Annotated in this window: 23 protein-coding genes and 1 other RNA gene; 3 read left to right on the top strand and 21 right to left on the bottom strand. The window is 41.1% G+C overall.

The window, feature by feature from the left end:
- Window positions 1-27 precede the first annotated feature (27 nt).
- The 11 genes from JOC33_RS07085 to JOC33_RS07035 all read right to left on the bottom strand — a co-directional run bounded on the left by JOC33_RS07085 (window position 28) and on the right by JOC33_RS07035 (window position 7,896).
- Entirely contained in the window at window positions 28-246 is a 219-nt protein-coding gene (locus tag JOC33_RS07085) for a YozE family protein (protein ID WP_205091803.1), read from the bottom strand.
- Window positions 247-717: 471 nt separating this feature from the next.
- Complete coding sequence (gene tatC / locus JOC33_RS07080; RefSeq protein ID WP_420825701.1) at window positions 718-1,470, bottom strand: twin-arginine translocase subunit TatC; 753 nt, start codon at window positions 1,468-1,470, stop codon at window positions 718-720.
- Between the two features lie 80 nt (window positions 1,471-1,550).
- Complete coding sequence (locus JOC33_RS07075) at window positions 1,551-1,748, bottom strand: twin-arginine translocase TatA/TatE family subunit (RefSeq protein WP_205091801.1); 198 nt, start codon at window positions 1,746-1,748, stop codon at window positions 1,551-1,553.
- A gap of 36 nt (window positions 1,749-1,784) precedes the next feature.
- Window positions 1,785-1,985 carry a twin-arginine translocase TatA/TatE family subunit gene (locus tag JOC33_RS07070; RefSeq protein WP_205091800.1) on the bottom strand — a complete coding sequence of 67 codons (201 nt, stop codon included), beginning with the start codon at window positions 1,983-1,985 and terminating at the stop codon, window positions 1,785-1,787.
- A gap of 169 nt (window positions 1,986-2,154) precedes the next feature.
- The gene (gene mobA, locus JOC33_RS07065) at window positions 2,155-2,754 is read right to left on the bottom strand and encodes a molybdenum cofactor guanylyltransferase (protein WP_275576974.1); all 600 of its coding nucleotides are present in this window, start codon (window positions 2,752-2,754) and stop codon (window positions 2,155-2,157) included.
- Window positions 2,754-3,248 carry a dihydrofolate reductase gene (locus JOC33_RS07060; RefSeq protein ID WP_205091798.1) on the bottom strand — a complete coding sequence of 165 codons (495 nt, stop codon included), beginning with the start codon at window positions 3,246-3,248 and terminating at the stop codon, window positions 2,754-2,756. Before JOC33_RS07060 ends, mobA begins: the two co-directional genes overlap by 1 nt.
- A gap of 14 nt (window positions 3,249-3,262) precedes the next feature.
- Window positions 3,263-4,222, bottom strand: a complete 960-nt coding sequence (locus JOC33_RS07055; RefSeq protein ID WP_205091797.1) for a thymidylate synthase — start codon at window positions 4,220-4,222, stop codon at window positions 3,263-3,265.
- A gap of 67 nt (window positions 4,223-4,289) precedes the next feature.
- Window positions 4,290-4,628, bottom strand: coding sequence for a CHY zinc finger protein (locus tag JOC33_RS07050; RefSeq protein ID WP_205091796.1), 339 nt, complete (start codon window positions 4,626-4,628; stop codon window positions 4,290-4,292).
- Complete coding sequence (locus JOC33_RS07045) at window positions 4,621-5,229, bottom strand: HD domain-containing protein (RefSeq protein WP_205091795.1); 609 nt, start codon at window positions 5,227-5,229, stop codon at window positions 4,621-4,623. Before JOC33_RS07045 ends, JOC33_RS07050 begins: the two co-directional genes overlap by 8 nt.
- A 15-nt stretch (window positions 5,230-5,244) precedes the next feature.
- Window positions 5,245-6,105 carry a DUF72 domain-containing protein gene (locus tag JOC33_RS07040; RefSeq protein ID WP_205091794.1) on the bottom strand — a complete coding sequence of 287 codons (861 nt, stop codon included), beginning with the start codon at window positions 6,103-6,105 and terminating at the stop codon, window positions 5,245-5,247.
- Between the two features lie 120 nt (window positions 6,106-6,225).
- Window positions 6,226-7,896 (bottom strand): formate--tetrahydrofolate ligase, encoded by a 1,671-nt coding sequence (locus JOC33_RS07035; protein WP_205092453.1) that lies wholly within the window; start codon window positions 7,894-7,896, stop codon window positions 6,226-6,228.
- Window positions 7,897-8,258: 362 nt separating this feature from the next.
- On the opposite strand from JOC33_RS07035, the gene JOC33_RS07030 reads away from it, so the two are divergent.
- The 3 genes from JOC33_RS07030 to JOC33_RS07020 all read left to right on the top strand — a co-directional run bounded on the left by JOC33_RS07030 (window position 8,259) and on the right by JOC33_RS07020 (window position 9,752).
- Complete coding sequence (locus JOC33_RS07030; protein ID WP_028782982.1) at window positions 8,259-8,459, top strand: cold-shock protein; 201 nt, start codon at window positions 8,259-8,261, stop codon at window positions 8,457-8,459.
- A gap of 206 nt (window positions 8,460-8,665) precedes the next feature.
- A complete protein-coding gene (locus tag JOC33_RS07025) occupies window positions 8,666-9,337 on the top strand; it encodes a queuosine precursor transporter (RefSeq protein WP_205091793.1) in 672 nt (223 codons plus the stop codon).
- A gap of 22 nt (window positions 9,338-9,359) precedes the next feature.
- Window positions 9,360-9,752: a ribonuclease HI family protein gene (locus JOC33_RS07020; RefSeq protein ID WP_205091792.1), complete on the top strand. Its 393-nt coding sequence runs from the start codon at window positions 9,360-9,362 to the stop codon at window positions 9,750-9,752.
- A 265-nt stretch (window positions 9,753-10,017) separates the two neighbouring features.
- Here JOC33_RS07020 and JOC33_RS07015 read toward each other — a convergent pair whose 3' ends face one another.
- The 10 genes from JOC33_RS07015 to JOC33_RS06970 all read right to left on the bottom strand — a co-directional run bounded on the left by JOC33_RS07015 (window position 10,018) and on the right by JOC33_RS06970 (window position 18,022).
- Window positions 10,018-10,356 carry a DUF6123 family protein gene (locus JOC33_RS07015; RefSeq protein WP_205091791.1) on the bottom strand — a complete coding sequence of 113 codons (339 nt, stop codon included), beginning with the start codon at window positions 10,354-10,356 and terminating at the stop codon, window positions 10,018-10,020.
- 50 nt (window positions 10,357-10,406) lie between these two features.
- Window positions 10,407-11,243: a sulfurtransferase gene (locus tag JOC33_RS07010; protein ID WP_205091790.1), complete on the bottom strand. Its 837-nt coding sequence runs from the start codon at window positions 11,241-11,243 to the stop codon at window positions 10,407-10,409.
- An 88-nt stretch (window positions 11,244-11,331) separates the two neighbouring features.
- Window positions 11,332-11,868, bottom strand: coding sequence for an isoprenylcysteine carboxyl methyltransferase family protein (locus JOC33_RS07005; RefSeq protein WP_205091789.1), 537 nt, complete (start codon window positions 11,866-11,868; stop codon window positions 11,332-11,334).
- Window positions 11,868-12,953: a type III polyketide synthase gene (locus tag JOC33_RS07000; protein WP_205091788.1), complete on the bottom strand. Its 1,086-nt coding sequence runs from the start codon at window positions 12,951-12,953 to the stop codon at window positions 11,868-11,870. The genes JOC33_RS07005 and JOC33_RS07000 overlap by 1 nt, the downstream gene beginning before the upstream one ends.
- 317 nt (window positions 12,954-13,270) lie before the next feature.
- Window positions 13,271-14,764, bottom strand: coding sequence for a carboxypeptidase M32 (locus JOC33_RS06995; RefSeq protein ID WP_205091787.1), 1,494 nt, complete (start codon window positions 14,762-14,764; stop codon window positions 13,271-13,273).
- A 21-nt stretch (window positions 14,765-14,785) separates the two neighbouring features.
- On the bottom strand, window positions 14,786-15,916 hold the full coding sequence (locus tag JOC33_RS06990; RefSeq protein WP_205091786.1) for a THUMP domain-containing class I SAM-dependent RNA methyltransferase: 1,131 nt from the start codon (window positions 15,914-15,916) through the stop codon (window positions 14,786-14,788).
- A 99-nt stretch (window positions 15,917-16,015) separates the two neighbouring features.
- An RNA gene (gene rnpB, locus JOC33_RS06985) (RNase P RNA component class B) lies at window positions 16,016-16,389 on the bottom strand.
- Window positions 16,390-16,493: 104 nt separating this feature from the next.
- A complete protein-coding gene (gpsB, locus tag JOC33_RS06980; RefSeq protein ID WP_205091785.1) occupies window positions 16,494-16,811 on the bottom strand; it encodes a cell division regulator GpsB in 318 nt (105 codons plus the stop codon).
- 77 nt (window positions 16,812-16,888) lie between these two features.
- Window positions 16,889-17,452, bottom strand: coding sequence for an SLOG family protein (locus JOC33_RS06975; RefSeq protein ID WP_205091784.1), 564 nt, complete (start codon window positions 17,450-17,452; stop codon window positions 16,889-16,891).
- A gap of 132 nt (window positions 17,453-17,584) precedes the next feature.
- Entirely contained in the window at window positions 17,585-18,022 is a 438-nt protein-coding gene (locus JOC33_RS06970; RefSeq protein ID WP_205091783.1) for a CotD family spore coat protein, read from the bottom strand.
- Between the last annotated feature and the right edge of the window lie 161 nt (window positions 18,023-18,183).

The following is an 18,183-nucleotide window of genomic DNA, read 5'->3' as shown; positions in this document are numbered from 1 at the left end:
TCTGTGCGATCATAATTAAAATAAACTCTATTCCTCATCTATAATATAATCATCCCAAAGTCTGTCGAAAGCTTTTAAAGCATCAGGAAATGGGGCATTCCATTCCAGATACCTGCTTACTTCGTCATACGTTGTAGCCTGCTTAGGAAAGCTATGGTCTTCAAACATCCAGTCAGCAAGCTTTTTTTCATCATTCAGTTGCTTATTCCCTCGAAAGCGCATCATATAATGATAGAAAGAGCGCATGTAATGTTCCTCCTCGTTTAATGTATGCTATTATATTTATCACGCTACCCATATAAAATCAATGCCAGGAGTGATATATCTCACAGCGTAACTGTTGGAGAGTTGGTATATTTTAAATGCGCAAAGTGATACTCCTATGTTTTTAGCTTATCCTTAATGTTTGGGATAAGCTTTTTTATATAAAAGGTGCGGGACAAAAGATTTTATCTAAAGGAAAACCCGAACAATGAATTGAACAATTTGTCCGGGTATTTTTGTTCAGTAATTATTGTAATCACCGCTTCGTCAATATCCTTCGCTTACCTTGGGCACGGACTCTGCTACCTCAGAAAGCAAAAACTGTACTTTCCGGGTTCTTCGGCCCGTGCTGTTCCCACAGGAGTCTGCGGATATTGACTACGCACTAAATTCCCTACTGAATCCTCTTTATTTTATTGTTGGTCATTCGTCTGCTTTGAATTGTTCCAGCCTCTAAGCATCTTCTTCTGTTTCCATAAATTCTCTTTGCCGTTGTAATTTCTTTCGATAAACAATCCTGGATAGTATAATGCTGATTTCATACAAAATAATCAATGGTATGGCAACTACCAATTGCAGGACAAAATCAGGCGGAGAGATCATCGTTCCAATGATCACCAATATAAAATAGGCATATTTCCTGACCTTCACAAGAAATACCGGGTTAACAACACCAAGGCTGGTTAAAAACATCGTAATAACTGGTAATTCAAATAAAACAGCAAATGGTATGGTCACCTGGAATAGAAAATTGAAATATCGTTCCACCGTGAAAATCTCAGTAAACATGCCATCATTCAAAGATAACAGAAATGGCAGGATCATCTTAACGAAAATGAAATATCCGAAGGCAAGACCCCCAATGAACAGAAGAAAAATAGCTGGTATGTATGAAAGGGAAACTTTTGTTTCTTTCGGAGTCAAAGCAGGTTTGATGAACAACCAAATCTGCAGGCATAGCACTGGTAAAGAGCCGACTATTGCAATGATGCCCGCCATGGTAAAATAAATCCAGATGATTTCGCCAGGACTGGTTACATGAAGATCAAATGGCAGGTCTGTAACGAAAAACGCATAAATATCTTTTACGTAAACAAATCCGAGAATGAAAAAGCCTACAAACGCGATTAGCGTCCAAATTATCCTTTTCCTAAGCTCGCTCAAATGGTCCGTCAAATTCATTTCCATATCCTGTCTCTCCGACATACTCATCACCTCCTGCACACAGACCAAACCTATAGCATGAAGAAAGATGTAAGGTTATCCCTTACACCTTTCTATTTTACTTATTTAGCATTTCGATCATTTTCATCATTTTTTTTATCTTTATCGTCATCAGACATCATGTCATTTGTCGCTTTTTTAAATTCTTTTAAAGAGGAACCCACAGCTTTACCAATTTCCGGTAGTTTTGAGGGCCCAAAAATGACAAGCGCAATCACTAAAATCAATATAAGTCCGGGGACGCCAATGTTGCTCAACATTGTCTATCACCTCATTCATAAGTAGTAAATAACAAATTATTTATTATTGGTAACTGTATTCTTCACTTCTTTTACCTCTTCGGTCACATCTCCGGTCATTTCTTTGGTAGATTTTTTAAACTCACGCAGTGTTTGACCAGCTGCCTTTCCGATCTCTGGCAATTTCGAAGGTCCGAAAACAACTAAAGCAACTATCAGAATTAAAATCAACCCTGGTACGCCAATACTTGATAGCATTCTTTCACCATCCTTCTAATCAAAAAGGTCCGGTATGTTCCACCCTTGACCCATATCTTAATTATAACCACTGAGGGTAAGAAAAGACAGGCGGAAATCCGTTTTGTCAAAAAAAAGACGAATTTGCTTTTCAACATGCTCATTTTATCATGTCACGTACAACTTGTCTTTATTTACTTCTATCCTTAAGCATTTTCTTAGCCAGCTCATAATCCTTTTGTTCATTCATGTTAAAAAAATGTCTGCGCTGTTCTTCATGTGAACTGCCCGGATATTCGTAAATGTAAATAGTGTTGATAGTATCCAGCAGCGCCTTCATGCTATTGTTTCCTTCATGAAGTAAGTTTTCCAAGTGCGGAAAAACTTTCCTGCTGTAAATCCCGGACAAAGGATGAAATCTCCCATCAAAAACAGGAACAGCAGCATCATAACCATTTTTCTGTCTGAGAATGTCTTTATAAACTTGCGCTGATATAAAAGGTGTATCACAAGCGGATACAATGTAATTATCCGCTTCTATTAGGTTTATTACCGCATGCAGCCCGGCAAGAGGGCCTTGTGATTTGTAGATATCGGAAATTACTTTCCTACCCAAAAATGAATAATCATAAGGAGGATTCGAAACAACAGCAACCTGATCGGCAATGTTATCAAGGGTTTCGTCAACCCAATTGATTACATAACGACCATCCAGTATCAGATAGGCTTTGTTAGTTCCCATACGCCTCGACTCCCCGCCTGCGAGCAGAACGCCACAATTTTTCTCCATTAATTCCTCACTCGTTCATACGTTCGGAAATAGTAATCATATGGGTTATTCTTATCTTTCACACCTTTTTCTTCTTCCACCAGCTTCCATTCATGCTCAGAAATTGCTGGGAAAAAGGTGTCTCCTTCAAAAGAATCGTCAATGTATGTCACATACATCCTGTCTGCATCCTTCAGAATTTGCTCGAATAATACACTCCCGCCGATGACAAACCACTCTTTCTCCGGTTCCCGTTCATTCCATTTAAGGATTGTTTCGATATCATGGATAATCGTGCATCCTTGCTGCTGATAACTTTCGTTTTTCGTCAGGATGACATTCTCCCTTTTGGGTAGGGGGCGGTTAAAAGACTCAAACGTCTTTCTCCCCATGATTATCGTATTTCCCATCGTTTTTTCCTTGAAATATTTCAAATCATTGGGCAAATGCCAGGGCAGATCATTATCTTTTCCGATGACCCTGTTGCGATCCATAGCAAACATCAATGAAATCATGCTGACACTCCTTTCTAAACGGCTACAGGTGCTTTAATGGAAGGGTGGGGATCATAGCCCTCGAGTTTCATATCTTCCATATCAAATTCAAACAGGGAGTTTTTCTCAGAGTTGAGCCAAAGTTCCGGAAAATTTCTTTGTTCCCTGTTCAGCTGTGTATTCACTTGGTCCACATGATTTTTATAAATATGAGCATCCCCTAACGTATGGATGAATTCACCCGGCTCCAGGCTGCAGCTATGAGCCACCAGATATGTCAGAAGAGCATAACTAGCAATATTGAATGGCACACCTAGGAAAACATCACCACTTCGCTGATACAGCTGGCAGGAGAGTTTTCCATCCGCAACATAAAACTGGAACATTGTATGACAGGGAGGTAATGCCATATTGGAAGGGACATCTTCAGGATTCCACGCGGTCACGATATGACGCCTTGAATCAGGATTATTCTTTATATTTTCCACAACCTCTTTGAGCTGATCAATTGTCTCGCCTTGTGATGTTCTCCAGGCACGCCACTGTTTCCCATATACCGAACCCAAATTACCATAAGTCCCGGCAAAAGCATCATCCGTCAGAATGAGCTCTTTGAAGCGGGCCATCTGCTGTTGATAGCTTTGATTAAAACTTTCATCTGTCAAGCTGCGATTTCCAAAATCGGTCATGTCAGGCCCTTCATACTCGTCACTTTCCACCCATTTTTTGAATGCCCATTCGTTCCAGATGTTATTGTTATGTTCAAGCAAGTACCTGATATTTGTATCACCTTTAATGAACCATAGCAATTCGCTGGCGATCAGGCGAAATGGCACCCGTTTTGTCGTCAGTAACGGAAACCCTTCCTGAAGGTCAAAACGTAATTGTTTACCAAAGGTGGAAAAAGTGCCAGTCCCAGTCCTGTCTCCCTTTTCCGTGCCATGATTCAAAATATCTCGGCACATTTGAAGATATTGTTTCTCTCCATTTGCCATTTATTCTCACTCCTTGTAATTCTTTGTTGCAAGGGTATCTCTTAATAACGCTTGAGATTATGTAAAATTACTGTTTCGTTTCTTTATCAAAATAAAGATGATAATGATTTCTGCACCTTTCATTGAAAAGATTATTACATTTCGGGCATTTTTTGCTCTTCATATATACCGAAATTTCCATTTCACAACCACATACCCCACACAAAACCCCTTTTTCTCTCCAGCATTCTTGCGGCCATGTTTTAATAGGATGATCTGCGATTTCATCGTGGCAGCGATGACAGGAGTAGTATTCTCCACAGCAATAGAACTTGATCGCGATGATGTCTTCTAGCTTGTTATAATGCTTACACCTTGTATTTCCATCTAGATCACCAAGGACTTTGGGTTCATTCGGATCAATCATGCTGTTCGCCCACCTCCCATTCGGCTAAAAACTCAGCGAGATACTGTTTCAGAAAAAGGTGACGGTGGATAGCTTTCCGCTTTGCTTCTTCCGTATTCATCATCCCTTTTAACTTTAACAGCTTATCATAAAAATGCTTAATCGAAGTATTTTCCTTAGTATTTGTGTGTATCAGTTGATTCTTTGCTCCCCCAAAAGCAAAAGTTCTTGCGATTCCAATGGCACCTATCGCATCGAGGCGGTCTGCATCCTGTACTATCCTGCCTTCCAGCGAGTCGGGCAACTTACCCTTAGAAAAAGATACGTCGGCAACAATCTTCCTGATTTCTTGAATAAAAGATTTTGATAAACCAAGTTCTGTAAGCTTGGCTGTTACCATTTCCCAGGCAGAACCTGAGTCGGTGAATAGCTTTCTGTCTCCAATATCGTGCAGCCAGCCAGCTGCTTCAGACAGAAAAGGGTCTGCGCCTTCTGCGATTGCTATTTCTTTTGCCTGGAAAGCCACTCTTTTCATATGGTAGTAATCATGACCCGTCGCATCGCGCTCGAAAATTTCTTTGACTATTCCTTCAATTCCCTCTATTATGCGGCTTTCTTCCATGGTGCTCATTCCTTTTTAAAAATTAAATAGATCCATTTGCCGAGGGTTCAGCTCTGTATACTCAATTCCAAGCATTTCGATGAGCTGTTTAGCATTATGAGCGGCATCCCCACCAGAATTGTTATTGAAAAATACGGTGATTTCCGGAGTCTTTCTTTCTAATTCATGCAGATTATCTGCCCACTCCTTTAATTCCTGTTCATTATAACGATATAGGAACCGGACTTTCCGCCAATCCCGGCCATCTCTTCCATTCCTGTTCCACCCCTGGGTGTTTCTGCCATGCAAACGGATAAGCGTCTTATTCGGATGCGTTGGTTCAAGAACCGTAGGTACAGAGTTCTCCCCTGCCTGTGGTTCATCACAAATGGTATGGATCCAGCCTTCCTCTTTCATGAACTTGAGTGTTTGTTCCTTGTACTTTTCGTCAAACCAGGAACGGTTTCTGAACTCCAAAGCCAGCGGGAGATCCGGAAGCCACTCCCTCAGTGATTTCAATTTTTGAATATGTTCTTTCTTTACATCAAACCAAGGCGGAAACTGAAATAAAACTGAGTCAAGTTTTCCAGCCTGGATTACTGGCTCAATGGATTCCCGGTAATCTTTGATGAGTTGCTTCGCGTCATGGACGGAAAGTTTCGACCTGTCATGCCCTGTCAGCTGTTGGTAAGCTTTGATAACAAAAGAGAAGTTTTCCGGGGTTTGACTTACCCATTTCTGATAATTTTTTTGCGGCTGGATGGCATAAAAAGCAGTATCCACTTCAACTGCTGGAAAGTGAGAGGCGTAGACAGCGAGCTTTTCCCCAGGAGGAATCCCTTTTTCATAGAGAAGCTCGTGATCTCCCCAGCCGGTTACACCGATTTTGACAGCCACTCCGATTCACCTCACTTGTCTTTCTCTTATTTTTTCATTGTAGCAAAAAGCGATCTCCGCATGCCAATGGAAAGGGAGATCGCCTCATTTCTTAATTTGAGAAAGTGAACGGAACTATTCCTAAAATAAACCAGTTATATTCCCATCTTCCGTAACATCCATTTTTAAGGCCGCCGGCTTTTTCGGCAATCCTGGCATCGTCATAACGTCACCAGTCAATACAACTATGAATCCCGCTCCTACTGATGGCCGAAGTTCCCTTATGGTAATCGTAAAGTCTTTCGGGCGGCCGAGAAGAGTAGGATCGTCCGATAGAGAATACTGCGTCTTTGCCATGCAGACAGGCAGGGAACCAAAACCTAATTTCTCGTATTGGATCAATTGCTTCTTTGCCTTTGGAGTTAATTCGATTCCATTTGCTCCGTAAACTTTTTTCGCTATCTTAGTGATTTTCAGTTCGAGATTATCTTCAAGCTCATATACCCGTTGAAGTTCTCCTCTTTCAGCTTTACTAGCTTGTACAATTTTATCAGCAAGGTCAAGGCCGCCTTCTCCGCCTTTTGAAAAGACATCTACTAAGGATACTTTTGCGTTTCTTGATTCACACCAGTGATTGACGAAATTGATTTCTTCCTGGGTATCCGTAGGAAATTTATTTATCGCTATCACAAACGGCAGCCCAAAGTTTTCAATCGTTTCCATATGCTTTTTCAAATTTTCCATCCCACTTTTTAATGCATCCAGATCTTCCACTTCTAAATCCTTTTTATCTCTGCCACCATGCATCTTCAATGCTCTTATAGTAGCAACGATGACAACCGCATCCGGTTCAAACTCTCCAGCACGTGTCTTGATGTCAAGGAACTTTTCCGCCCCTAGATCCGCACCAAATCCTGCTTCAGTGACCACATAATCACCTAATTTTGCAGCGATTTTAGTGGCCATCACACTGTTACATCCATGTGCAATATTGGCGAAAGGACCGCCATGGATAATTGCAGGAGTATTCTCGAGGGTCTGGACGAGGTTCGGCTTGATTGCATCCTTTAACAGAAGTGTGAGCGCCCCTTCATAGCCAAGTTGGCCGACAGTTACCGGTTGTTTATCATATGTATATCCTATCAATATACGGGAAAGTCGTTCCTTTAGATCATCAAGACTCTTAGCAAGACATAAGATTGCCATTATTTCAGAGGCAACGGTAATATTAAAGCCGTCTTCCCGCGGCACCCCTCTTACCGGCCCGCCAAGTCCAACCACTATTTGTCTTAATGCACGGTCATTGATATCCATTACTCGTTTCCACTCTACTCTTCTTGGGTCAATATTCAACTCATTCCCCTGGTGTATATGGTTGTCAATGAAAGCAGACAAGGCATTGTTGGCAGTAGTAATTGCATGGATGTCACCTGTAAAATGAAGATTGATATCCTGCATCGGAACCACTTGGGAATAACCGCCTCCTGCAGCCCCGCCTTTCATCCCCATAGTCGGGCCGAGGGATGGTTCGCGCAATGCGATGATCGCTTTTTCACCCAACTTATTCAACGCCTGTCCTAAGCCGACGGTTACTGTGGACTTTCCTTCTCCTGCAGGAGTTGGACTAATCGCTGTCGTCAAGATGATTTTTCCATCAGGCCGGTCCTTCAATTTATCCAGCAGCTTATTGGATAACTTAGCCTTGTAGTGTCCATAGGGTTCCCAATCTTCCTTTGAAATCGCTAACATTTTTGTGATTTTTTCAATTGGCTTCATTTTAGCAGCCTGTGCTATTTCAATATCTGTTTTCATCATGATGCCTCCTTTTATATGTATCTCGTTATATTTTAACCTAAGGCAGTGTCTTTCGTTGACTAATATTAGAAAAAGCTCTGAAGTTTTAATTTTCAGAAAATATTAAAAACGAAAACCATCGCTTTGATTGGTGTATTTCTGTGAGACCTGCTTTTGATTTATTGATTATATAAAGAATTTCAGCAGTTTCTTGACAAATAACGCATAAATAAGCTATATTAAATGCAGGCAAAAAAGATGAGTATTTTCAGTGAAAAGGCATTTCAATTTTACTTGAATTTTAGCCTTCGATTGCTTTTATTCATCGGATTTGTAATTTTAACACGTGTTACGTGCAAGTTTTTAGGAGGATTTTTATCATGCAAAACGGTACAGTAAAATGGTTTAACGCAGAAAAAGGTTATGGTTTCATTCAAGTTGAAGGTGGCGACGATGTATTCGTACACTTCTCTGCAATCAATGAAGAAGGTTTCAAATCCCTTGAAGAAGGTCAATCTGTAACTTTCGAAATCGTCGAAGGCGACCGTGGCCCTCAAGCTGCAAACGTAGAAAAAAACTAATTTAAATGTCTAACCAAGCGGCAATCATTGTGATTGCCGCTTTTTTATTTTTTATAAAAGATACAGCTGTAGGTTAAAGTGCATATCTAACAGTCATTTCTCCTATTTCTTGTTTATGGAGAAGCAGGACAAGTATAATATAAAACGATGTAAAAAGTACCGCGGTTCGCAAACTCCCGCGTTATCAAAACTAAGGAGGAAAATGAATGAGTAACGAATGGATCTGGGTTCTTTTTGCCCTGGTAAATTTCAGCATGCTGCTGATTATCTATCGGATTTTTGGAAAGCCGGGCTTATTTGTTTGGATAGGTATGGCCACAGTAGTCGCAAATATCCAGGTGTTAAAAACAATAGAACTTTTTGGTATGACAGCGACTTTAGGAAATATCATCTATGGAACAATATTCTTAGCGACAGACATTTTAAACGAAAGATATGGTAAAAATGAAGCAAGAAAAGCGGTCTGGATGGGTTTCTCGACACTTATTGGTATGTCAATCATGATGCAGATAGCTTTAACATTCACTCCAGCAAGTGGCGATGTGGCACAAAAAGCTCTTTCCACTCTCTTCGGAATTGTCCCACAAATTGCAGTGGGCAGCCTTGCAGCATACATTGTCAGCCAATATATCGATGTTTGGATATATGCCATGCTAAAAAATCGTTTCAATGACCACAAGTGGCTTTGGTTGAGGAATAATGTCAGTACTATGACGAGTCAGCTCATAGACACGGCCATATTTTGCAGTATTGCCTTTTATGGTGTGTTTCCTTTTCATATTTGGTGGGAAGTGTTTCTCACTACCTATTTTATTAAATTCCTAGTGGCAGCGATTGACACTCCGTTCCTATATGCAGCTAGAAAATTCCCTAAGTAAATAAGTGGTGGATGGTGATTAGATGATAGAGATTTATACAGATGGCGCTGCAGCTGGAGATCCTGGTCCTAGCAGTGCAGGCGTCTATATAAAAAATGGAACAGACCATTATGAATACGCTTTTCCACTTGGTAATTTATCAAATCATGAAGCTGAATTTCATGCCGTTATTAAAGCACTGGAAATCTGCCGGGAAAAGTTTTCGGGAGAAATTCTGTCGTTTCGAAGTGACTCTAAATTAGTAGTGGAAACGATTGAAAAAAACCATAGTAAAAACAGTAAATACATTCCTTTACTAGCTGAAATCAACCGACTACAAACCGGCTTTCCATATGTGTTTTTTAAATGGATTCCTGAAAAAAATAATGGAAAGGCAGATAAGCTGGCACGACGCGAACTGAAAAAGCATCTATGACAGTACAAAAGCGGAAGCGCCTGTTTACCCCGACAAGCTTAAGCCAAGTCTCGCCGTGACGTTCTTTGTCACAGAGAGGACTGGCTTAAGACCTCTAGGGGGTAGGCGCTGGAGCTGGACGAAACAAAAGCGGATGCGCCTTGCACCCCGACAAGCTTAAGCCAAGCCTCGCCGTGACGTTCTTTGTCAAGAGCGCGAGGAGCTGCATACAATCATCTATAATTGTTAGACGGTAAAAAAGCCATTTCCTGCTTAGGACATGGCTTTACTTATGTTCTTTTATTCTATTGTAATCTCCGCGGATCGAACCGATTTCCCTGTCCAGGTACTTTTTTGATAATCCCTTTGTCTCTAATGCGCACCAAGCTTTTCTTCTTGTATCAATTTTCTCTCTGGTAATTAGCTCCAGTACGCTCATATAAAAACTGCCATCGAATTTATGTTGAAATTGCAATGTCGCTTTCAAAGCAAGGATAACTTTCCAAACGGGGGCATTTGTTGAATTCATCCCGAAATAAATGAAAACCACATCCTCGTCTGACAGCTTGAAACCTTTTGACCAGAGGTCCTCAAGATAGTAAGCCAGTGTGTATGTTTGTTTCATGCTCTGCCACCTTTTTACAACAGGGTTGAATATCTATATCAGACAATTCATCAGTCTGACACGGCTACCTCATTATCCGGATAAGAAATCCAGTCACTGAAACTTCCCACATAAAGTTTCACATTTAGAAAACCGGCTTCCCATAAACCAATAACGTTCGAAGCCGCTGTCACACCGGAACCACAATAAACAATCACTTCATTGGATGAGGAAATATCAGCATATAAAGCAGTTAATTCTGCTTTTGATTTCCAAGTCCCGTTCTCCCGATAGACATTCATCCATTCAAATTGTATTGCACCTGGTATATGCCCGCTTTTTACGTCAATCGGCTCCTCTTGACCCGAAAATCTTTTATAATTTCGAGAATCCACAAGAACGGCTTTCCCTTCCCCGCTTTTTCTCTTTACATAAGCTGCACCACATGCCATTTCGTGATGGATATTAAATTCAGGAAGTACTTCTTTTTTTGGAGTAGTTTCTCCTGGCTGTGTAGGATATCCGGCTTCCTTCCAGGCATCAAGACCGCCATCAAGTATGTATGCCATATCAAGACCACAGAATTTCAACATCCATAGAAGTCTTGCGCTCATTGCACTTTTGTTCTGATCATAAGCAATGACAATTTTATGTTGACTTATTCCTGCCTCTGCCAGGACATTCTGAAAATAGCCCAATTCCGGAAGCGGATGTCTCCCGCCATGTGTTATGACCGGTCCACTGAGATGTTTCTCTAAATCGAAATAAACTGCTTCAGGAAGATGTTCTTTAAGGTACGATTCCCTGCCGGCTTCTTTATCAGCTAAGTCAAATCGGCAATCAACAAAAACAACGTCTTTTTGATCACTCAGTTCTTTTGCCTTGGTTACTGAAATTATATTCGACATTATTCCACACCTTTCATCTCCTTTATTATAGCAGAAACAAAGAGCCAGGTGGGATGCCTGGCTCAAGGTGTTTGAATTTCTATTCAGTTCAGCAATTTTCAGGTGTATATCCGTTGGCTGATAGTTCCTCCAATGCTTTTTCTTCGGCAGGTATTCTAATTCCCATTAACAGAAGATGCAATGCCGGAAATATTATTGCTGTTGCGTAAGCCTGGAATATTAGCGGTATAACTATAAATTCACCTAGGACGATAAGATAATTCGGATGTTTCAAGTATTTATATGGGCCTTTGTTAACCAGTGTGTGCCCTGGGATCACAATGATCCTGGTGTTCCAGTACCTTCCCAGCGAAACGAGACACCATACCCTTAATACCTGAAAGGACAAGAAAATACATAGGAGGATCGTTTTTATAGTGGTCCAGCCTGTAAAGGAAAGATAGGATTCGATGATAAGCATGATAAAAAAAGCCCCATGGACAAGGATAAACCATTTATAGTGTTCCTCACCTATTTCTACACCGCCTTGTTTCATTGCCCATTCCTTGTTTGACTTTGCGATAATTAACTCAAGTATACGCTGGAGGACGATGAACATAAGAAGAAACGGCCAAATAATCAGCATCACACCCACTCCAGACTGATCAGTTCTGAACTAAAACCTGGGCCGAGAGCACCCATTAAAGATATCGTTCCTTTATCCGGGAAGCCTTTCATATATCGCTCCAAAACGTAACAAACTGTAACCGAGGACATGTTGCCGTGATCTTCGAGAACCCCATAAGAATGCTGCAATTTATCTTTTTTTATCTTGAGTACTTCTTCATAAGCTTCCAGTACTTTTTTGCCACCTGGATGGGCTACCAAGAATGGCAGAGCTTCGGATTTTATATCCTGTAACGCCGTGAATTGTTCTATGTGTTCTTTCCAGAAACTTTTCACCAAATGAGGAATACTTTTGTTAAAGATTACTTCGAACCCCTGGTCAGTAACATCCCACCCCATTACTGAAATGGAATCCTTTTTTGTTTTTGACCCCGTATCTGTAATAACAGGGGCAGTTCTTCTCTTTTTAGCAAAATGCCTGGATGACTGACCACACAGAAGAGTTGCGCTGATTCCATCTCCAAACAGGGCAGTCCCGACAAAATTGCTTTTTTTCGAATCTGTTTTTTGGAAAGTCAAGCCGCACAGCTCTACATTGACAACCAGTACACAAGATTCATCATGGGCTTTTAACCATTCATGTGCCCTGGCCATCCCACTAACCCCACCGGCACAGCCAAGTCCAAAAAGCGGCATTCGTCTGACATCTTCCCTGAAATCGCGATGATTCATAATGCGTGCTTCAATAGAAGGGGTAGCCATTCCTGTTGTAGAAACAAAAATAATCATATCAATATCATTATATTGTACAGGTGAGTCCAGGAAAACTTCATTATTTAAACAGTGATCAATAGCAGTAAGACCATGGTTTACGGCATGGTCAATATATATGTCATTCCTTTCCTTCAACCCGTGATTTTTTAGAAACCAGGAAGGGTTTACTACAAATTGTCTCTTTTTAATCAGCGAATTATCAAAAATAGGCATGTATCTTTCCTTTTCCCTGTCCGTAAGCGGAAACAGCTGTTCCACCAGAGAACTTACTTCTTTTTGATCCATTTCAAATGGAGGAATACTTTTACCGATAGATAGGATGCAGCTCATAAGCGACTCCTTTTTTCATTAGTGTGTCTTATAGGAGTAATAATATAAATAAATCGCTGATCCTAAATTTCAATCATCCATGAATTTAAGTAAATACGAAATGACCTGCAATCGTAAAAGCGAAGCCGATAAGATGTTAAGCAGTATAATAGCAATGAATACAATCACTGTCTCGGTAAAGAAGTTCAATTATTAATGATCCCCATGAACTGAAAACAGGATGTCGAATCTTCCTCGACATCCTGAAGTATGAATGCTTTTTCTTTTTTGTGCTTTGGATATCCCATTAAGTAATCCCATTGTTCATCGTAACATCTTTAAAATTGATAGATTTTCTTATACTTATCGGTCAAATACTTGATTAAATAATCAGGATTCAAACTCTCATTAGTTACATCTTTCAAAATCTCAAGCGGTTTTTTCATGGACCCGTGTTTGTGGATATGTTCCGTAAGCCAATTCTTGATTTTTGTAAAATCTCCGGCCCGGATGACTGCATCCATATCAATGTCGCGCTGCATCGTGTGATGGAATTGTGCTGCATACATAAACCCTAATGCATAAGACGGAAAGTAACCAAAACTTCCACCAGACCAATGGACATCCTGTAATACCCCTTCTGCGTTGTTTCGTGGACGGATGCCTAAATATTCTTCCATCTTATCATTCCACAATTCAGGAATATCTTTCACCTTAATTTCGCCGTTGATCAACGCCTTCTCCAGTTCATAACGAACCATGATGTGAAGGGGATATGTCAATTCATCCGCTTCAATTCGAATAAACGAAGGTTTGACTTCATTTATAGCACGATAAAAAGTATTCAATGGTAGGTCTGTGAATGAGGAAGGTGCATAGCTCTTAAACAAGTTGTAATGATTTTCCCAAAAGGCTTCACTACGGGAGATGAAATTTTCCCAAAACAAGGATTGCGACTCATGAATCCCCATCGAAGTCCCACCCGCAAGCGGGGTAAAAGACAATTCAGGATTGATGTTTTGTTCATACAAAGCATGCCCGCCTTCATGAATGGTACCAAATACTGCCGTACGGAAGTCTGCTTCATCATATTTTGTCGTCACTCTTACATCCTTGACATTCATCCCGATGGCGAATGGGTGTACTGTTTCATCCAGTCTGCCTGCTTGAAAGTCATATCCCATCCGTTCAAGAATTTCCAGACTGAATTTTCCCTGCATTTCTTTCGGAAAGTGCCCATGAAGTACGGAAGGATCAGGTTTGTTGGGAGAAAGCTCGATTTTGTCTACCAGATTGGTGAGGGAAGAACGGACTTTTGGAAAGACGTTATCCAGTACTTCCACCGTCACTCCAGGCTCATAATTATCGAGCAGAGCGTCGTAGATATGGTTTTCATAACCCCAATAACCTGCAAATTTTTTATTGTACTCGACCAGCTTTTCAAGATAAGGCTGGAAGGTATCAAAATCATCGTCTCCCTTAGCATCTTCCCAGATGGATTCAGCTTTTGAACGGAGCATTACATACTCTTTGTATTCCTCGTCAGGAATTTTGGCACTACGATCGTAGCTTTCTTCTGACTTTTCCACAGCTTTTTTAATCATTTCATTTTCCGAGACGCTTTTTAATTCATCAATGTAATGCTTCATGCGTTCGGAAGTAGTAATTTGATGTACTTTTTGAGATAACATTCCAATTACCTCTGTCCGGTTCTCTACAGCTTTTTTGGGAGCTTTTGTCCGTAAGTCCCAAAACATTAATGCCAGTGCTTCCTCATAGGATGCCTTTTCCTTTAATAAATCCAGAAAATCCCTTTCAATCGCTTTGCTCATAGCCCTTCCCCCTAATTAATTTCAGCGCTTCCCAAAAAATTGATAGTAATCAGTCCGGATGAACCCGTTAAAGAGTTTCCGTTTTTTAGAAGCTTTTTGACCATAAATGGTCTCAAAATCGGAGTGGGAAGTCAGTATATAAACACTCCAGGTCGGGTTATCTCTCATAATCATCCCGAGATCCCGATACATTGTTTCTACTTCCTTCCGCTCCCCAATTCGCTCTCCATAGGGAGGATTTGACACAAGATAGCCATTTTCCTGCTTAGGCCGTAAATCTTTCACCTGCATTTGTTTCCACTGAACAAGCTCGCCAAGTCCTGCCTCAAGGGCATTCGCCTGCGCTATTTCTATCATCCGATGATCGATGTCATAGCCAGTGATATTCAGCGGCTGATCATAATTCGCGAGGTCTTCTGCTTCTTCAAATGCTTTATCCCAAGCACTCTGCGGAATCCATCCCCAAGATTCTGATGCAAATTCACGATTGAAGCCAGGGGCAATATTCTGCCCTATAAGTGCGGCTTCAATCGCAATTGTACCGGACCCGCAAAAAGGATCAACGAAAGGCTTATCTCCTGTCCAATTTGTCAGTTGAATAAGAGCAGCAGCCAAAGTTTCCTTTAGAGGGGCTTCTCCTTGCCCTGTTCGATAACCGCGTTTATGAAGACCCTGGCCAGAGGTGTCAATAGTCAACAACGCCGTATCCTTATGAATAGCAATTTCCACCCTGAAAAAATCTCCACTCTCCTTAAGCCATGAAGCTACTCCGTGTTTTTGCTTCAGGCGTTCCACAATAGCTTTCTTTACAATCGACTGACAATCCGGAACACTATACAGTTTTGATTTGACCGATTTCCCGACAACAGGAAATTCACCATCTTCCGGTATGTACGTCTCCCAAGGAAGCGCTTTCGTCTGCTCAAATAATTCATCAAACGTTAAAGCCTTAAATTTTCCAACCTGCAGTTTGACGCGATCAGCGGTTCTTAACCATAAATTCAGCCTGGGGATCGCAGAAACATCCGCATCAAAAGTCACTCTTCCATTATCAACTTCCACATCTTCATATCCGAGATTCCTTACTTCATTCGCAACGATGGATTCGAGCCCCATTGCTGCCGTTGCAATCAATGTCACATTTCGTTTCATGGGCAGATGACAATCCTTTCCGTCATATAATAAAAAAACCTTTCTAACGCAATGCTGCATTTAGAAAGGGTTTATCACAATAATTGCGACCTTTGAATACTCTATAAGCCATGTTCTGTTCCATCGTACTGCAAGCGGTGGTCAACCTCGTACTCCGGTGATAATCATCTATCTACAAGTGTACTTGTCTCTTCTCCGGTTGAGTTCCCGTCAAAGAGTGCCCCTACCTTCATTTGGGTTGCTCGCTCATGGGGTTTACCGCGTTCCACTCAAAGCATTTCTGCTTTGACTACGTCACTGTGGCACTTTCAAGGTTGGGATACCATATCTGTTTAAGACTTAGGTATCTTCCCTGCCGTTAGCCATAAGGCTACCCTGACTTATGGTTTCGTCAGGCATGAACACTACAGGCGTCTCAGCCTGTGCGAGCATGGACTTTCCTCTGCATGGTGTTGCAGCGATTATCCGAGTATTCAAACATGCTCTATTATTGTAGCTATTTCATTTGTCTCCGTCAACGGAAAATTCATTATATCATACTTCTCTGTTATTGATAACTGGTAAATAAATGTAATAATCAGGAGTCGGCATACTTCTTGCCAAATACAGCTTTTTCCAAATTAGATAGTCGTTTCAATACATCGTAATTCACCTGATGATTCTGAACTGGTTCCGGCTGTGAGGTACGTGTTCTACTTGTTTCTCTTGTGGAATTTCTCCTTAAACGGTCGTTCTCCTGTTTCAGCCTGTCTAATTCCTGTTGGAACATATCATAGTCTTGAATAATCAAATCCAGGAACTCGTCCACTTCTTCCTGATTGTAACCGCGCATGGATGTCTTGAAGTCTTTTTCCAGAATCTTCTTACCGTCTAAATGAATTTTATCATTTGCCATTATTATTCACCTCTACTTAGACACCTTATAGTTTATTTTTCCAAAACATCTGGGGAATGTCAATTTTTTAAATACCATCACTGGCTCCAAAAGTCAGGCCTCGACATTTCTATTTCTTCCACAGTTTCCTGAAGATCGATAGGGGTGATGTAAAGTAAAAGATATTCAGTTTTTTCCTTAGCAGCAATTGCTTCTTTCCTGAAAAAATCCGGACTTCCTGGAGTGTCTTCGTCATATAAGAGTAATGCCCCGTCCGAATGCTCAACAAGAAATTTGTCTTTAGCCTTAAACTGGAATGGTCCTTCGTAGTCCTTTTCATAGATAGGTTTAAAGAAGTCAGCCATCATCGTCAATTCTTCATATTGCAGCTTCACTTCTTCCGGCCATCGTTCCTCCTGGTTAGTAAATGGCGGAAGAAATCCCAATTGGATATCGTAATGCTCCTTTAAATCAAGAACAACCTCGCCTGTCCATAATTCAACCCCCATTTGACCGGATATCAGCACCCACTCAAGTCCTTCTTCAATCAATCCTGTTAATTTCTTCTGTATGGCTTGTTTAATATAGTATACACGCTGGTCATCATTTTTATATATGCCTAATTCCATCGGTTTATATCCAGTGACAACCATCGTTTTCATAACATGCTCCTTCACTACTGTTATTCCCTTTTGATTATATCTTATTATACTGCCTGTATCCACTCTATAAGTAGAAAGTTAATTCTATGTAAAAACGGGCATTTTCTGTATGCCCGCTTACCTGGAGAGTGTTCAGTCCCGCCAGCATGGTTTGTGATAACCCATAACTCCCGGACGTGGACCTTTGCCATATGGTCCCATTTGTGGCTGTCCGTTGTACTGGGCTCCTGCAACCTGCGGCCCCATTCCCATCGGCCCTGGTCCATTACCATTATATTGAGCCCCTGCAACCTGGTTAGGCCCCATTGGTGGTCTAGGTCCCATTTGAGGAGACATTCCTTGCGGAGGCATCATGACATCTTCTGATCCGAAAGTATCGACAACTGACTGTGTTTGAGGGAAAAAATGTTTGTTCTGGGTCATATGATGATTATAAACCGTAGTGTGTGTAGGATGAATAAAGTCTACTTCCTTCTGGTAGAAGTTATGCTGGACACAATGTTTGGTCGGACAAACCACTTGCTGAGCAGGGCTTACTTGGTTCGGACCCATACAATGCTTGTGACGCATCTTCCATTACCCCTTTCTTTTGAAATTTCACCTTTCCCTAATAACCTATGTATGCAAAGGGGTACATGTACTAAGACAAATAACTATTTTGTATGATCAATGTCGCATGGTGTGCTTTTTTGCAAAAAAAATGCCTGACCGGCTAAGCCAGTCGGGCATTT

Source organism: Thalassobacillus pellis, assembly GCF_016908295.1.
GTDB lineage: Bacteria > Bacillota > Bacilli > Bacillales > Halobacillaceae > Thalassobacillus > Thalassobacillus pellis.
Note: the sequence above shows the minus strand (reverse complement) of the source record. Positions and strands in the feature narration are given on the sequence as shown.

Coding starts and splice junctions, on each gene's coding strand:
- JOC33_RS07000 (WP_205091788.1), bottom strand. CDS start 12,953: ATGAGCTGCATCCTATCTATCGGTAAAAGTATTCCTCCATTTGAAATG.
- JOC33_RS07010 (WP_205091790.1), bottom strand. CDS start 11,243: ATGTCGAATATAATTTCAGTAACCAAGGCAAAAGAACTGAGTGATCAA.
- mobA (WP_275576974.1), bottom strand. CDS start 2,754: ATGGAGAAAAATTGTGGCGTTCTGCTCGCAGGCGGGGAGTCGAGGCGT.
- JOC33_RS07075 (WP_205091801.1), bottom strand. CDS start 1,748: ATGTTGAGCAACATTGGCGTCCCCGGACTTATATTGATTTTAGTGATT.
- JOC33_RS07030 (WP_028782982.1), top strand. CDS start 8,259: ATGCAAAACGGTACAGTAAAATGGTTTAACGCAGAAAAAGGTTATGGT.
- JOC33_RS07070 (WP_205091800.1), bottom strand. CDS start 1,985: ATGCTATCAAGTATTGGCGTACCAGGGTTGATTTTAATTCTGATAGTT.
- JOC33_RS07045 (WP_205091795.1), bottom strand. CDS start 5,229: ATGGAAGAAAGCCGCATAATAGAGGGAATTGAAGGAATAGTCAAAGAA.
- JOC33_RS07005 (WP_205091789.1), bottom strand. CDS start 11,868: ATGCTGATTATTTGGCCGTTTCTTCTTATGTTCATCGTCCTCCAGCGT.
- JOC33_RS07050 (WP_205091796.1), bottom strand. CDS start 4,628: ATGATTGATCCGAATGAACCCAAAGTCCTTGGTGATCTAGATGGAAAT.
- JOC33_RS07015 (WP_205091791.1), bottom strand. CDS start 10,356: ATGAAACAAACATACACACTGGCTTACTATCTTGAGGACCTCTGGTCA.
- gpsB (WP_205091785.1), bottom strand. CDS start 16,811: ATGGCAAATGATAAAATTCATTTAGACGGTAAGAAGATTCTGGAAAAA.
- JOC33_RS07035 (WP_205092453.1), bottom strand. CDS start 7,896: ATGAAAACAGATATTGAAATAGCACAGGCTGCTAAAATGAAGCCAATT.
- JOC33_RS07025 (WP_205091793.1), top strand. CDS start 8,666: ATGAGTAACGAATGGATCTGGGTTCTTTTTGCCCTGGTAAATTTCAGC.
- JOC33_RS07020 (WP_205091792.1), top strand. CDS start 9,360: ATGATAGAGATTTATACAGATGGCGCTGCAGCTGGAGATCCTGGTCCT.
- JOC33_RS06970 (WP_205091783.1), bottom strand. CDS start 18,022: ATGCGTCACAAGCATTGTATGGGTCCGAACCAAGTAAGCCCTGCTCAG.
- JOC33_RS06975 (WP_205091784.1), bottom strand. CDS start 17,452: ATGAAAACGATGGTTGTCACTGGATATAAACCGATGGAATTAGGCATA.
- JOC33_RS07085 (WP_205091803.1), bottom strand. CDS start 246: ATGCGCTCTTTCTATCATTATATGATGCGCTTTCGAGGGAATAAGCAA.
- tatC (WP_420825701.1), bottom strand. CDS start 1,470: ATGTCGGAGAGACAGGATATGGAAATGAATTTGACGGACCATTTGAGC.
- JOC33_RS07055 (WP_205091797.1), bottom strand. CDS start 4,222: ATGGCAAATGGAGAGAAACAATATCTTCAAATGTGCCGAGATATTTTG.
- JOC33_RS06995 (WP_205091787.1), bottom strand. CDS start 14,764: ATGAGCAAAGCGATTGAAAGGGATTTTCTGGATTTATTAAAGGAAAAG.
- JOC33_RS07060 (WP_205091798.1), bottom strand. CDS start 3,248: ATGATTTCATTGATGTTTGCTATGGATCGCAACAGGGTCATCGGAAAA.
- JOC33_RS06990 (WP_205091786.1), bottom strand. CDS start 15,916: ATGAAACGAAATGTGACATTGATTGCAACGGCAGCAATGGGGCTCGAA.